We start from the raw sequence: 12,786 nt of genomic DNA on the forward strand, positions 1-12,786 counted from the left end.
TTCCCACGCTCGCGTGGGAACGATCAGTCTGTGGGGGGATTACAACCGCTGCACCGTCACCGACCCCGCAGCCCCCTCCACCCCCGGTTGCCCATCAATACCAGGCTTGCCGCTCTTGCCGCCATCGGCCTTGTAGACCAGGCAGCCCTTGGCCTTACCGCCTGCCCCTGGCTTGCCACCAGGTCCGGCCATGCCACCAGGACCGCCGGCCACTTGAACCTTGATCCTGTCTGCCGGGTAATCGCGCGGTACGGCCAGCCTGACCGCCGCGCCAGGCGCACCTGCCTGGCCATCACTGCCGTCGCTGCCATCGGCACCGCGACCCGCCTGGCCCCAGGCGCAACCCGGTGCCTGGCCGTTGGCTCCGTCGAGGCCGATAAACCCCGGCGCACCCGCGCCACCGCGAGCATCCACCAGTAGTTGTGGCGCTCTCAGCGCCTTGATCTGCATGTTCAGGTTGCGCCCGGAACGGGCGGCTTTCTGGTAAGTCCCCGGGGCACCGCGCGCGGTAATCTGGCTACCCTCGGACAACTCGGCGCGATTGACCTTGAGCTCCAGCGCCTGTTCGCCGGGGACGATGGTAATTCGCGCGTCACGGCCCAGGTGCAGTTCTCCGACGGTGACCTCGGTTACGTTCGAGGGAATCAGCAAGGTGCCATAGTCAGCTACTTCCAACCGTTCAAGCTGCAGGGTGCTGGCGGTGTTGGGCAGGCGCATCAGCGAGTTGGTTTCAACGCTCACCACCTGGGCGCAGGCCAATGGGCTGATGAGTGCGGCGAGCAGACAGAGTTTACGCATGGGAAGCCTTAGGCACATTGGGAGCCGGGATGGTTTGCAGGTGGAATACGCCAAAAAAGAGGATTTTCAGGCGATCGAGCCAAGGGTGGGCACGGCCCCTGAGCGTGCGGAAGCAGAACATCGCCTCCAGCAGGTGAAGCCCCGCCAGCAGGCAGCCGGCCAGATTGACCAGCAGGTGCAGCGGATAGATGAATGGCGTGAGCTGATTGACCAGCACCACCAGCCAGAACACCAGGGTCAACAGCTTCCCCAGCCCCCATATCACCTTCATACGCGCCACCGACCAGAATTATTATTTGCTCGCACAGTAACGGCTTCCACGCGGGATAAGCCAGAGGGCAACCGAAAATTCTTCATGAAGATCGGCAAATGCCGACGGAACGACGTAAATCGTCGCCCGACGGCTCTATTGCGCGGCTCAGCGGTTGATATTCAATTCCACACGGCGGTTTTTCGCGCGACCTTCTTCGGTTTCATTGTCGGCAACGGGCTCACTTTCACCCTTGCCTTCGCTGGTGACCTTGTTCGGCGTGACGCCCTGGCTCAGCAAATATTCGGCGACGCTGCTCGCACGTTTTTGCGACAGTTCCAGGTTGTACTCATCCGAACCGACGCTGTCGGTATGACCGACCACCTTGATGCTCGTGACGCTGGGGTCCTGCAGTTTGCCCATGACCGAATCCAGCCTGCTTTGCATGGAAGGGGTCAAGTCAGCGCTATTGAAGGCAAACAGCACATCATCGGCATCGCTCAGGGTGATGACTTCGGCTTGCACAGGTTCAGGCTTCGCGCTCGCCGGGTATTGCGGCAGCGGGCAACCATGATGTTCCACAGGGGTATTGGCGGGGGTATCCGGGCAGCGATCACGACGGTCGAAGACGCCATCGTCGTCTTCGTCGCCGTCCTGGGCATAACAGATCAAGCCACCGGTCAATACACCCAGCGCCGCTCCACCGGCCGCCCAACCGCCACTTTCGAGAGCACCCAAACCTCCGCCGACGAGTCCGCCAATAAGGCTGCAGATCGGCCAGGTACGTTGATTGAGGGGGGCAGTGCCATCGCTGTGAGTAGCGCAACCGGTCAACAGGCTGCCAAGCAGCAGAACCGGCAAGACGGTCCGTGTGAGATTGCTCATTTCTGAAAGCTCCTGTGTCACCGGCCAATGCCGGTTACACAGGAGTAAAGACCCGCATCCACGACTGCACAAGCCGCGGATGCGTGGGGTCTAGCGGTTGATTTTGATTTCCGTACGACGGTTCATCGCGCGGCCGTCAGCGGTTTTGTTGTCTGCAACCGGCTGGCTTTCACCGGCACCGGTGACCGACACGAAGCTGCTGCGAGGTACACCACTTTCGATCAGGTATTCCACCACCGAGTGGGCGCGTCTATCCGACAGTTTCTGGTTGTAGGCATCGCTGCCCACACTGTCGGTGTGACCGGTCACGGTCAGGCGGGCGCTGGCGGCTTCCTGTTTCAAGCGAGTGGCAATGGTGTTGAGCTTGTCTTTGTCGGCGGCTGTCAGCTTGGCCGAGTCGAACTGGAAGTTGACATCGCGAATGACGATGGTTTCTTCCTTGACCACCACGGCTTCTTCAACCACTGGAGCAGGTGCAGGTGGTGGGCAGCCATCGGCATCGACCCGTACGCCTTTTGGCGTGCCCGGGCACTTGTCGCGACTGTCGAGCACACCGTCACCGTCTTCGTCACCATCACCGTGAACCCAGCAATAGGCTGCCGCCGTAGCACCGACTACCAAGGCGCCATAACCGGCCCATGATGAACTCTCGGTTGCACCGAGACCCGCACCTACGACACCACCGACCGCCGCACAGGTCGGCCAGTCGGTTTTCTGCAAACCTGCGCAACCAGTCAACACACTGGTTAGCAGAACCAGGGGTAATGCTGTCCGAACTATGCTCATCTAGTTTTCTCCTGAAGGATCGGCTTAGAACCGATTCAGGGAGTAAAGACCGGAGTTTTAATCTCCGCCAGCAATAGGCCATAGCAGTTTTGTCTGCTGATTGGGGGTGATCGTGATTTTTGCGGCAAACGCGCTCTAGGATCGAACTGACGGGCAGGCTAGTCTTGGCAAATCTGATAGAGGAACTTCGATGATTGCCGGTATTTCTTCGCGCACACCGCAGCAGGCGCTGGCTGCCCTGCTCGACCGTTACGCCCCCGCGCGCCTGTTGTTGATAGGCGCCAGCGAATTCCCTGCGCTTGAGGCCTTCAAGCTGGCGCATCCAGACAGCAGTGTGGCGCACGCAGCGCCCGGGGCGTTGCCCGCGGAGCTGGCGGCACGGCGCTTTGACCTGGCGCTGATGGTCGACTGCCTCGAGCACTTGCCCAAGCGTGACGGCCTGAACCTGCTCGGCGGCATTCGCAACCTCAACGCCAGCCGCATCGCGGTGCTGGCCGACTTGCCGGCGAGCGGCTGGCAGGAAACGGATTTTTTCTCCCTGGCTTTGCAAGCCAGCGAACGCTTCCAGCGTGACGAACAGGTGTTGACCCTGTTCACCTATGATCTGCTTGACTACAAACAAGTACCCGACTGGCTCAATTCGCGTTTCTGGGCCAATCCGGAAAATTTCGGGAAATATTGGTGGTAACGCAATGAGTACATCCATTTGCCCTTGCGGCAGCGGCACCCTGCTCGACGCCTGCTGCGGCCATTACCATGCCGGACATCCGGCGCCCTGCGCCGAAGCCCTGATGCGCTCGCGCTACAGCGCCTACGTGCTGGGCCTGATCGATTATCTGGTGGCAACCACCCTGCCCGCCCAGCAGGCCGGGCTCGACCGTCAATCGATCACCGACTGGAGCGCCCAGAGCACCTGGCTGGGCCTTGAAGTCGAGAGCTCCGAAGTCCTCGGCGGCCAGCCGGAGCATGCCTTCGTCACCTTCACCGCCCGCTGGCATGACGGCAGCGGCGAACACAGCCACCGCGAACGCTCGTCGTTCGTGCAGAACGCGGGGCGCTGGTACTTCATCGACCCTACCGTGCAACTGGACATCGGACGCAACGACGCCTGCCCTTGCGCCAGCGGGCACAAATTCAAGAAGTGCTGTTCGGGGTATTTCGGTAGCTGACCCCGATCTGTAGGAGCCGGCTTGCCGGCGAACCATACGATGCGGTATGCCAGCCACGCCGCCTTCGCTGGCAAGCCAGCTCCTACAGGGGAGAAGTACGATGATCACCCAGAGACTCGAACGCTTTCTGCTCACCCTGGCCCTTTGCCTGGGGCTCGGTGGCTGCACGTCCTGGTTCAGCACCGACGAGCCGGACCCCGAGGTACATCTGGTTCGGGTCGAGGTGGTACGGGCCAAGCTGATGGAGCAACGGTTTGTCCTGCATTTTCGCATCGACAACCGCAACGACAGCGAACTGACCGTGCGCGGCCTGGAGTATCGCATCCACTTGGGCGATATCCTGCTGGCCGAAGGCGAGCATGAGCACTGGATCACCGTCAATCCCAAGAGCAGCCGCTTTTACAAGGTGCCGATCCGCACCAACCTGTGGCCCAAGGTCAAGGACCTGGTCAAACAGCTGAAAAACCCCGAGCAGGCCGTTCCGTATCGACTGGAAGGTGAGATGGAAACCGGTTTATTCATCGCCCACTACGTGCACCTGGCGCGTAATGGCGTGATAATCCCCGCCGATCTAATTCCGGAGTAACCTCGATGACCCAGCAACCCCATGTCCATGGCCCAGACTGCAACCACGATCATGATCATCACCAGCATGATCACGACCATGGCCATGTTCACGGCCCGAACTGCGGCCACGCCCACCAGGAGCCGGTGCGCAACGCCTTGAAAGACGTTGGCCGCAACGATCCTTGCCCCTGCGGCAACGGCAAGAAGTTCAAGAAGTGCCACGGCGCTTGATCGACTGATCGGCAGGCGATGCAATGCAGCTCCCATCCTGCCTGGGAGCTGCACGTCAGCACCAGATCAATGACCGAAAACACCCACCTTCTTCGCTTTCTTTTCCGTGCGCTTTTCGATCGCGGATTTCAGCGGTTTTTTCTTCGCTGCTTTCTTTGAATCCATACCTTTGGACATGATGCGTACTCCACTGATTGGGATGTGAGATCAGGTATACACCTATCGCCGCCGGCGTGTTCTTTTATAATCGCAGGCTTTGCACACCGACAGTCCCAGACCATGCCCGACACCCAGTACACCCGGCTCGACGAGCCCTTATGGCCATTGATGAACAAGTTTTATCGCGCCCACCAATCGTCGATGAAAGCGGTCCGTGAGGCACAATTGTGGGTAGCACGGCGCGACGAGATCGTCGGTGCGCTGTGTTTGCGGCCGGTATCGGGAGGGCTTTGGTTGACCGGGCTGTTCGTCGCGCCGACCTGTCGCGAACAGGGAGTCGCCGCCGCGTTGATCGCAGCCGCCACCGGCCACATTGAAAGCCCGGTATGGCTGTTCTGCCATCCGGACTTGCGTGATTTTTATCAGCGTCGTGGTTTTGTCTTCGATCCGCCGATGCCCTACGCCATGGTCGAGCGCCTGAGTCGATACGCGCGCAGCAAGCCGATGATTGCCATGGGCCTGGAGCGGTAGACCGGTCAGTCGTCTGCGTTGGGATCGAGATCCGGGAACATCACTTCGGTAAACCCGAACTTGCTGAAATCGCTGATGCGCGACGGGTACAACCGACCGATCAAGTGATCGCACTCATGCTGCACCACCCGAGCATGAAAGCCCGAAGCGATACGCACGATCGGCTCGCCCTTGGGGTCGACGCCTTCGTAGCGGATATGTTGATAGCGATCCACCGCACCACGCAGCCCAGGCACCGACAGGCACCCTTCGAAACCTTCTTCCAGGGTCGGACTGAGCGGCGTGATCAGCGGATTGATCAGGATGGTCTGTGGCACCGCTTCGGCTTCCGGGTAACGTTCGCTGTGCTCGAAGCCGAAGATCACCAGTTGCAGGTCGACGCCGATCTGTGGCGCGGCCAGGCCGACTCCGCCGACGCTTTCCATGGTCTGGAACATGTCGTCGATCAGTTGCCACAACTCGGGGCTGTCGAACATCTCGGCTGGCACCGGCGGGGCAATGCGCAACAAGCGCTCATCGCCCATTTTCAGAATTTCACGAATCATGGTCAGGTTTCGTCAATGGTCGGTTTCGGTTGTGAATGATCGCGGCCCAGTCCCGATACGTGGTGTTTTTCCTCATGGACGGGGCCATGCTCGCCAGCGACCTTTTCGCCAGGGTCCTTGCCCTCTCGCGACATGTGCTCGATCACCGCATTCATCTCCGCGCCCAGCAGCAACACCGCGGCGGAGATGTAGAAGTACAGCAATAGCACAATGATCGCGCCGATACTGCCATACATGGCGTTGTAGTTGGCGAACTCCTTGACGTACAGACCGAAGCCCAGCGACGCGATGATCCACACCACCACCGCCAGGACCGAGCCGGGCGTGATGAAGCGGAACTCTTGCTTGACGTCAGGCATGACGTAATAGATCAGCGCCACGGCGACCATCAGCAGGATCACGATCACCGGCCAGCGTGCGATGGTCCAGAGGGTGACGATGAAATACTCGAGACCGACTTGCGCCGCGATCCAGCTCATCACCTGCGGGCCGAGCACCATCAGCGCGGCAGCGATCAACAGCATGCCGGCGATGCCGACGGTGTAGATGATCGACAATGGAAAACGTTTCCACGCCGGACGGCCTTCGACCACATCGTAGGCGGCGTTCATGGCACTCATCATCAGCCGCACACCGGCCGAAGCAGTCCACAGGGCAATCACGATACCCACCGACAACAGCCCCCCCTTGGATTGCTGGAGCTGGTCGATCACCGGATTGACCTGCTCAAGCGCTTGGGGCGGCAGCACCAGTTCCGACTGCAGGCGCAGCCAGGAAAAGAAGTCAGGCAGGTGCAGGAAACCGATCAGGGCGATCAGGAAGAGAATGAAGGGGAACAACGAAAACAGCATCTGATAAGCCAGCGCCGAGGCATAGGTCGACATTTCGTCGTCGACGAACTCAGTGACCGTGCGCATGATCACACGGTGCAGGGGCAGACCTCTCATGTCCGGGAATATCATTAGCGTCTCCGTCCGCCGCAAACAAAAGCGAGTAATAATCGTGGCGGCCCTGGGGTCGCTTTCATTCAGTAAAGTCGTCTACCTGGCGACTTTGAAACAATTTCAGCAATCTAGTTCAAGCTGACACAAAAACGGCCATCTGTGGATGGCCGCTCTTGAGTTCAGCAAAGGCCGAATCAAGCCTTGTCGACACCTTTCTTGACGGCATCCTTGGCTTTGCCGACCGCTTGCTGGGCTTCGCCTTTCTTTTCCTGCACCACGCCTTCGGCGCGCATCTTGTCGTTACCGGTGGCCTTGCCGACGCCTTGCTTGACGTTGCCGGCTGCTTCGTTGGCCATGCCTTTTACTTTATCGCCAGTGCTACCCATGGTCTTTCTCCTGTGAACATCTAGGTGAGAAAAGTCGTTACACAAGGTTGACCGGAGGCCTTTGCGCAGAGTTTCATTTATTTTTACCGCGACATTTCATCGATCCGAGCAGGTTGGGCTTTATGTTTACCGGCCAACCCCCGAGAATGCGCAACGTATTCAGGCCCTGGCGCTGAAGATCCAATTTTGTAGGAATGTTATGAAACTCGATAAAAAGCAGGCCATTGCCCGCAGAAACCTGGAACTCGGCGGTGCTGTGCTTGGCGTCAACAACTGCCACTTCACCGAACTGAACCGCAACCGCAACATCTGGTGGTTCGATATCCCGGTGGCGCGCCTGGCCGTGGGTCAGTACGAGTGGATTCACCTGCTGATGCACACGCCAGACACCGACGAATTGCTGCACCTGAAGGTGCCGACCGTGTTCCTGCGCGAGAAGCTCGAAGGCCTGGTGGTGCGCAACGAAGGCAAGCGCAAGGCGGCGTTGAGCCTGGAACTGAGCGCCGACAAGGACTCGTTCCTGCAGGACATGCGCCCGGCGGGCACCAACGTCAATTTCGCGCCGTTCCGCCAATAAAAGAACCCCAACAAAAAGCCCCGCATCTGCGGGGCTTTTTGTTTTACGCGGCGTTCTTCGCCTTGATCTTCTTCAACTCTTCATCGCGCAATTCCCGACGCAGGATCTTGCCGACGTTGGTGGTCGGCAGCGCATCGCGGAACTCCACGGAACGCGGGACCTTGTAGCCGGTGACGTTGGCGCGCATGTGCTCCATCACCTGTTCCTTGGTCAGGGTCACGCCCGGCTTGGCGACGATGAAAATCTTGATCGCCTCCCCCGACTTCTCGTCCGGCACACCGATGGCCGCGCATTGCAGCACGCCCGGCAGGGTCGCCAGCACGTCTTCCAGCTCGTTCGGGTACACGTTGAAACCGGAGACCAGGATCATGTCCTTCTTGCGATCGACAATGCGCATGTAACCATCAGGCTGGATCAGCGCGATGTCACCGGTCTTCAACCAGCCTTCGCTGTCGAGGATTTCATCGGTGGCATCCTGGCGCTGCCAGTAGCCCTTCATGACTTGCGGGCCTTTCACACAGAGCTCGCCGATTTCGCCCATTGGCTGTTCGACGCCGGCATCATCGACGATTTTGCACAGGGTCGACGGCACCGGAATGCCGATGGTGCCGATCTGGATGTTCTGGATCGGATTGACCGTGGCCACCGGGCTGGTTTCAGTCATGCCGTAGCCTTCGCAGATCGCGCAACCGGTGACCGCTTTCCAGCGCTCCGCCGCCGCCAGTTGCAGGGCCATGCCGCCGGACAGGGTGACTTTCAACGCCGAGAAATCCAGCTTGCGAAAGCCTTCGTTGTTGCACAGGGCCACAAACAGGGTGTTGAGGCCGACGAAACCGCTGAACTTCCACTTCGACAGTTCCTTGACCATCGCCGGCAGGTCGCGCGGGTTGCTGATCAGAATGTTGTGGTTGCCGATCAGCATCATCGCCATGCAATGAAAGGTGAACGCATAGATGTGGTACAGCGGCAACGGCGTGATCAGGATCTCGCAACCTTCATTGAGGTTGGAACCCATCAGTGCCTTGCACTGCAGCATGTTCGCCACCAGGTTGCGATGGGTCAGCATCGCTCCCTTGGCCACACCAGTGGTGCCGCCGGTGTATTGCAACACCGCAACGTCGCTGCTGGCGGGGCTGGCTTCAGTCACGGGCTGGCCATGGCCCTTGCTCAACACGTCGTTGAACTTTACGGCTTTTGGCAAGTGGTAGGCCGGCACCATCTTCTTGACGTACTTGATCACGCTGTTGATCAGCAGACGCTTAAGCGGTGGCAACAGGTCGGCCACTTCCGTGACGATGACATGCTTGACCCCGGTCTTGGGCACCACGGTTTCAGCCAGGTGCGCCATATTGGCCAGGCAAACCAGGGCCTTGGCACCGGAATCGTTGAACTGGTGTTCCATTTCCCGCGCGGTGTACAGCGGGTTGGTGTTGACCACGATCAACCCGGCGCGAATGGCACCGAAGACGGCGACCGGGTACTGCAACACGTTAGGCAGTTGCACGGCGATTCGATCGCCGGGCTGCAAATCGGTATGCTGTTGCAGGTACGCGGCAAAGGCACCGGACAGTTCATACAGCTCACCGTAGGTGATGGTCCTGCCCAGGTTGCTGAATGCCGGTTTGTTGGCGAAGCGTTGGCAGGACTGCTTCAACACTGCCTGAATATTCGGGTATTCGTCTGGATTGATGTCGGCAGCAATTCCAGCTGGGTACTTATCCTTCCAAAAGTCTTCGATCATGGAAGCCCACTCCTCAGCAACGCGAATTCAACACCGCATTTGATGCGATTATTATTGGTGTTTGGTTATTGGTGAATCTGGGCTTTCATACAGGCCGAGAAGCACAAAACGCGCCGAGAGTAGCAGCTTTGCCTAGGGTCGCCTAGAGCCAAAAGCGGCCTCTACAGTCACAATTGTGACTCAAGAATACAAACCGGTCATTTTAGAGTAAAAATTCTATAAAGCCCTGAGAGCCTTGTAATTCGGGGGATTCTGCAAAAAAAAACGCAAGCAGGCTCGCTACCACAGGTTCACCACTGAACCTTGTGAGAGCGAGCCTGTTCGCGATCCGCGCTATTCACCCATCAGGCGATATCCCGCAACTCCCGCCGCAGAATCTTGCCCACCGGTGTCATCGGCAACGACTCACGCAAGACAATGTGCTTGGGCACTTTGTACGCCGTGAAGTTTTCCTTGCAGTAGGCTTTCAGTTCTTCAAGGCTGACCCCCGCCTCGCGGGCCACCACGAACAATTTCACCGCCTCGCCCGAACGCTCGTCCGGCACACCGATCACCGCGCAGTTGGCGACCTTCGGGTGAGCCATGACCACGTCTTCGATTTCGTTCGGGTACACGTTGAAACCCGAGACGATGATCATGTCCTTCTTGCGATCGACGATACGCACGAAGCCGTCCGGGTCGATCACCGCGATGTCGCCGGATTTGAACCAGCCCTCGGTATCCAGCACTTCGTTGGTCGCCTCGGGTTTCTGCCAGTAGCCCTTCATGATCTGCGGGCCCTTGATGCACAACTCGCCACGCTCGCCCAAGGGCTGCTCGACGCCCTCGTCGTTGATGACCTTCAGCGTGGTGCCCGGCACCGGCAAGCCCACCGTGCCGATGCGCGACTGGTCGCCATAGGGGTTGGTGCAGGCCACCGGCGAGGTTTCGGTCAGGCCGTAGCCTTCGGTGATGCGGCAACCGGTCATCTGCTCCCAGCGCTCGGCCGTGGCCTTGACCAGCGCGGTGCCGCCGGAGTTGGTGAGCTTGAGGCTGGAGAAGTCCAGGGTCTTGAAGTCCGGGTGATCCATCAGCGCGACGAACAACGTGTTGAGCCCCAGCAGTGCCGAGAACCGCCAGTTTTTCAGCTCCTTGATGAATCCGCCGATGTCCCGGGGATTGGTGATCAGCACGTTGTGATTGCCGGTCACCATCATGCACATGCAATTGGCCGTGAACGCATAGATGTGATACAGCGGCAGCGGTGCGATCATCACCTCCTGGCCTTCGCGCAACAGCGGCCGGCCGTCGGCGCCAAACTGGCCGAGGCAGGCCCGGGCCTGCTGCATGTTGGCCACCAGGTTGCCGTGGGTCAGCATCGCGCCCTTGGCCAGGCCGGTGGTGCCACCGGTGTATTGCAGCACGGCGATGTCATTGAGGTCCGCCTTCAACCCCTTGATGCCCAGGCCTCGGCCCTGGCGCAACGCTGTCTTGAAGGAGATCGCCTGGGGCAAGGAATAGGCCGGGACCATCTTCTTGACCTTGCTCACCATCGTATTGACCAGCCAGCCCTTGGCGGCCGGCATCAGGTCGCCCATCTTCGCTTCGATCAGGTACTGGATATCGGTGTCGGCCAGCACTTCCTGGACTTTCTGCCCGAACATGTTCAGGTACACCAGTGCCCGGGCACCGGAGTCCTTGAACTGGTGACGCATCTCCCGCGCGGTGTACAGCGGGTTGGTGTTGACCACGATCAGCCCGGCACGCAAGGCGCCGAACACGGCGATGGGGTATTGCAGGACGTTGGGCATCTGCACCGCGATGCGATCTCCCGGTACCAGGTCGGTATGGGCCTGCAGGTAACCGGCGAACGCGGCGCTGTAGCGTTCCAGTTCAGCGTAGGTCAGGGTGACGCCCATATTGGTGAATGCCGGGCGATCAGCGAACTTCTTGCAGGAACGCTCGAACACCTCGATGACCGACTTGTATTCAGCGACATCAATGTCCAGGGGTACGCCGGCCGGGCGTTTGTCATTCCAGAAATCAGGTTGCATTGTTCTTGTCCTCTTTACCTGAACCTATCCGGGGCCGCTGATCTGTCATTTCTCAATAACAGACCACGGAGCTTCACGGACACTAGCAGCTATGGCGAATCAGGCAAATATGAGCAAAGGCGTCATAGACCGTGTGAATCTTCCCGCCGTGGCGTGGGCTGATGCCAACGTCGTAATGCGCTATACAATGCAACACCTCGTGCCCCCCTGCATGGAAAGGAATCGCCATGATCCACGATACGTTCTGGCTGACCGCCAGTGACCGCAGCCGGCTCTTCGTCAACCAATGGCTCCCTGCTGGCAGGCTAAAGGCCGTGATCCTGCTGGCCCACGGCATGGCGGAACACAGCGGCCGCTACGCGCGCCTGGCGGAAAGACTTTGCGAGCAGGGTTACGGCGTCTACGCGCCGGACTTGCGTGGACATGGCAAAACTGCCGAAAACGGGACGCTCGGCCATTTCGCCGACAGCGACGGCTGGGCCAAGGTGGTGGGCGACCTGGCGTGCCTCAACCAGCACATCGGCCAGCAGCACACCGGCGTCCCCATCGTGTTGCTGGGACACAGCATGGGCAGCTACATCGCCCAGGCGTATCTGTTGCACCACAGCGCCAGCCTGCACGGGGCCATCCTCAGCGGTTCGAACTTCCAGCCCGTGGCCCTGTATCGCGCAGCCCGCCAGATCGCGCGTATCGAATGCCTGCGCCAGGGCCCCAAGGGCCGCAGCGCCCTGATCGAATGGCTGTCCTTCGGCTCGTTCAACAAAAAATTCAAACCGGCGCGCACCCGCTTCGACTGGCTCAGCCGTGACCCGGCAGAGGTCGACCTGTACGCCAACGACCCGCTGTGTGGCTTTCGCTGCACCAACCAACTGTGGATCGATTTACTCGGCGGCTTGCAGCAAATCAGCAAAGCGTCCAATCTCGCCCAGATTGATCCGGGCCTGCCGTTGCTGGTGATTGGCGGCGAATGTGATCCGGTGAGTGAAGGCAAGCGTCTGAATGATCTGGCCAACGCGCTGCGCGAGGCTGGCAGCCAGAACCTGCAACTGACCGTTTACCCGCAGGCACGGCACGAATTGTTCAACGACATCAACCGCGATGAAGTGACGAGCGACGTGTTGGCCTGGCTCAACCAGACGTTGAGCAACCCGCGACCACACCGAACCGAATAGTTTTTTGTGAAT

The 12,786-nt window shown here is 59.6% G+C and carries 16 protein-coding genes; 7 read left to right on the plus strand and 9 right to left on the minus strand.

Features of this window, described 5'->3' with window-relative positions; translation table 11 throughout:
• Positions 1 to 39: 39 nt before the first annotated feature.
• The 4 genes from BKX96_RS14120 to BKX96_RS14135 form a co-directional block, all read right to left on the minus strand.
• A complete protein-coding gene (locus tag BKX96_RS14120) occupies positions 40 to 798 on the minus strand; it encodes a collagen-like protein (protein ID WP_046816644.1) in 759 nt (252 codons plus the stop codon).
• The gene (locus BKX96_RS14125) at positions 791 to 1,069 is read right to left on the minus strand and encodes a DUF1145 domain-containing protein (protein WP_077184301.1); all 279 of its coding nucleotides are present in this window, start codon (positions 1,067 to 1,069) and stop codon (positions 791 to 793) included. The genes BKX96_RS14120 and BKX96_RS14125 overlap by 8 nt, the downstream gene beginning before the upstream one ends.
• Before the next feature lie 147 nt (positions 1,070 to 1,216).
• Positions 1,217 to 1,933, minus strand: a complete 717-nt coding sequence (locus BKX96_RS14130; RefSeq protein WP_077184304.1) for a PA1041 family peptidoglycan-binding anchor lipoprotein — start codon at positions 1,931 to 1,933, stop codon at positions 1,217 to 1,219.
• Positions 1,934 to 2,023: 90 nt separating this feature from the next.
• Positions 2,024 to 2,719, minus strand: coding sequence for a PA1041 family peptidoglycan-binding anchor lipoprotein (locus BKX96_RS14135; protein WP_046816641.1), 696 nt, complete (start codon positions 2,717 to 2,719; stop codon positions 2,024 to 2,026).
• Between the two features lie 190 nt (positions 2,720 to 2,909).
• Between BKX96_RS14135 and BKX96_RS14140 the strand changes: the two genes are divergently transcribed.
• The 5 genes from BKX96_RS14140 (at position 2,910) to BKX96_RS14160 (ending at position 5,376) form a co-directional block, all read left to right on the plus strand.
• Positions 2,910 to 3,407, plus strand: a complete 498-nt coding sequence (locus tag BKX96_RS14140) for a DUF6231 family protein (RefSeq protein ID WP_077184307.1) — start codon at positions 2,910 to 2,912, stop codon at positions 3,405 to 3,407.
• A 4-nt stretch (positions 3,408 to 3,411) separates the two neighbouring features.
• Positions 3,412 to 3,888 (plus strand): YchJ family protein, encoded by a 477-nt coding sequence (locus BKX96_RS14145; protein WP_046816639.1) that lies wholly within the window; start codon positions 3,412 to 3,414, stop codon positions 3,886 to 3,888.
• Positions 3,889 to 3,988: 100 nt separating this feature from the next.
• On the plus strand, positions 3,989 to 4,474 hold the full coding sequence (locus BKX96_RS14150) for an LEA/WHy family protein (protein WP_046816638.1): 486 nt from the start codon (positions 3,989 to 3,991) through the stop codon (positions 4,472 to 4,474).
• Positions 4,475 to 4,479: 5 nt separating this feature from the next.
• Entirely contained in the window at positions 4,480 to 4,686 is a 207-nt protein-coding gene (locus tag BKX96_RS14155; protein WP_008056806.1) for an SEC-C metal-binding domain-containing protein, read from the plus strand.
• A 279-nt stretch (positions 4,687 to 4,965) separates the two neighbouring features.
• The gene (locus BKX96_RS14160) at positions 4,966 to 5,376 is read left to right on the plus strand and encodes a GNAT family N-acetyltransferase (RefSeq protein ID WP_046816637.1); all 411 of its coding nucleotides are present in this window, start codon (positions 4,966 to 4,968) and stop codon (positions 5,374 to 5,376) included.
• A 5-nt stretch (positions 5,377 to 5,381) separates the two neighbouring features.
• Here BKX96_RS14160 and def read toward each other — a convergent pair whose 3' ends face one another.
• The 3 genes from def to BKX96_RS14175 form a co-directional block, all read right to left on the minus strand.
• Entirely contained in the window at positions 5,382 to 5,921 is a 540-nt protein-coding gene (gene def / locus BKX96_RS14165) for a peptide deformylase (protein ID WP_077184310.1), read from the minus strand.
• Positions 5,922 to 5,923: 2 nt separating this feature from the next.
• Positions 5,924 to 6,883, minus strand: a complete 960-nt coding sequence (locus BKX96_RS14170; RefSeq protein ID WP_046816635.1) for a YihY/virulence factor BrkB family protein — start codon at positions 6,881 to 6,883, stop codon at positions 5,924 to 5,926.
• A 176-nt stretch (positions 6,884 to 7,059) separates the two neighbouring features.
• The gene (locus BKX96_RS14175; protein WP_046816634.1) at positions 7,060 to 7,251 is read right to left on the minus strand and encodes a CsbD family protein; all 192 of its coding nucleotides are present in this window, start codon (positions 7,249 to 7,251) and stop codon (positions 7,060 to 7,062) included.
• Between the two features lie 199 nt (positions 7,252 to 7,450).
• Here BKX96_RS14175 and BKX96_RS14180 point away from each other — a divergent pair, with 199 nt between their 5' ends.
• Positions 7,451 to 7,828: a hypothetical protein gene (locus tag BKX96_RS14180; protein WP_046816633.1), complete on the plus strand. Its 378-nt coding sequence runs from the start codon at positions 7,451 to 7,453 to the stop codon at positions 7,826 to 7,828.
• A gap of 43 nt (positions 7,829 to 7,871) precedes the next feature.
• On the opposite strand, the gene fadD1 is transcribed toward BKX96_RS14180, so the two are convergent.
• Together fadD1 and fadD2 are read right to left on the minus strand one after the other, a co-directional pair.
• Entirely contained in the window at positions 7,872 to 9,569 is a 1,698-nt protein-coding gene (fadD1, locus tag BKX96_RS14185) for a long-chain-fatty-acid--CoA ligase FadD1 (protein ID WP_046816632.1), read from the minus strand.
• A gap of 344 nt (positions 9,570 to 9,913) precedes the next feature.
• Complete coding sequence (fadD2, locus tag BKX96_RS14190; protein WP_046816631.1) at positions 9,914 to 11,602, minus strand: long-chain-fatty-acid--CoA ligase FadD2; 1,689 nt, start codon at positions 11,600 to 11,602, stop codon at positions 9,914 to 9,916.
• A gap of 227 nt (positions 11,603 to 11,829) precedes the next feature.
• Between fadD2 and BKX96_RS14195 the strand changes: the two genes are divergently transcribed.
• A complete protein-coding gene (locus tag BKX96_RS14195) occupies positions 11,830 to 12,774 on the plus strand; it encodes an alpha/beta hydrolase (RefSeq protein WP_046816630.1) in 945 nt (314 codons plus the stop codon).
• Positions 12,775 to 12,786 lie beyond the last annotated feature (12 nt).

Source organism: Pseudomonas putida (assembly GCF_001976065.1).
Lineage (GTDB): Bacteria > Pseudomonadota > Gammaproteobacteria > Pseudomonadales > Pseudomonadaceae > Aquipseudomonas > Aquipseudomonas serbica.

Bases quoted from the DNA above. Each gene is read 5' to 3' on its own strand.
- BKX96_RS14120 (WP_046816644.1), bottom strand. From the start codon at position 798: ATGCGTAAACTCTGTCTGCTCGCCGCACTCATCAGCCCATTGGCCTGC.
- BKX96_RS14125 (WP_077184301.1), bottom strand. From the start codon at position 1,069: ATGAAGGTGATATGGGGGCTGGGGAAGCTGTTGACCCTGGTGTTCTGG.
- BKX96_RS14130 (WP_077184304.1), bottom strand. From the start codon at position 1,933: ATGAGCAATCTCACACGGACCGTCTTGCCGGTTCTGCTGCTTGGCAGC.
- BKX96_RS14135 (WP_046816641.1), bottom strand. From the start codon at position 2,719: ATGAGCATAGTTCGGACAGCATTACCCCTGGTTCTGCTAACCAGTGTG.
- BKX96_RS14140 (WP_077184307.1), top strand. From the start codon at position 2,910: ATGATTGCCGGTATTTCTTCGCGCACACCGCAGCAGGCGCTGGCTGCC.
- BKX96_RS14145 (WP_046816639.1), top strand. From the start codon at position 3,412: ATGAGTACATCCATTTGCCCTTGCGGCAGCGGCACCCTGCTCGACGCC.
- BKX96_RS14150 (WP_046816638.1), top strand. From the start codon at position 3,989: ATGATCACCCAGAGACTCGAACGCTTTCTGCTCACCCTGGCCCTTTGC.
- BKX96_RS14155 (WP_008056806.1), top strand. From the start codon at position 4,480: ATGACCCAGCAACCCCATGTCCATGGCCCAGACTGCAACCACGATCAT.
- BKX96_RS14160 (WP_046816637.1), top strand. From the start codon at position 4,966: ATGCCCGACACCCAGTACACCCGGCTCGACGAGCCCTTATGGCCATTG.
- def (WP_077184310.1), bottom strand. From the start codon at position 5,921: ATGATTCGTGAAATTCTGAAAATGGGCGATGAGCGCTTGTTGCGCATT.
- BKX96_RS14170 (WP_046816635.1), bottom strand. From the start codon at position 6,883: ATGATATTCCCGGACATGAGAGGTCTGCCCCTGCACCGTGTGATCATG.
- BKX96_RS14175 (WP_046816634.1), bottom strand. From the start codon at position 7,251: ATGGGTAGCACTGGCGATAAAGTAAAAGGCATGGCCAACGAAGCAGCC.
- BKX96_RS14180 (WP_046816633.1), top strand. From the start codon at position 7,451: ATGAAACTCGATAAAAAGCAGGCCATTGCCCGCAGAAACCTGGAACTC.
- fadD1 (WP_046816632.1), bottom strand. From the start codon at position 9,569: ATGATCGAAGACTTTTGGAAGGATAAGTACCCAGCTGGAATTGCTGCC.
- fadD2 (WP_046816631.1), bottom strand. From the start codon at position 11,602: ATGCAACCTGATTTCTGGAATGACAAACGCCCGGCCGGCGTACCCCTG.
- BKX96_RS14195 (WP_046816630.1), top strand. From the start codon at position 11,830: ATGATCCACGATACGTTCTGGCTGACCGCCAGTGACCGCAGCCGGCTC.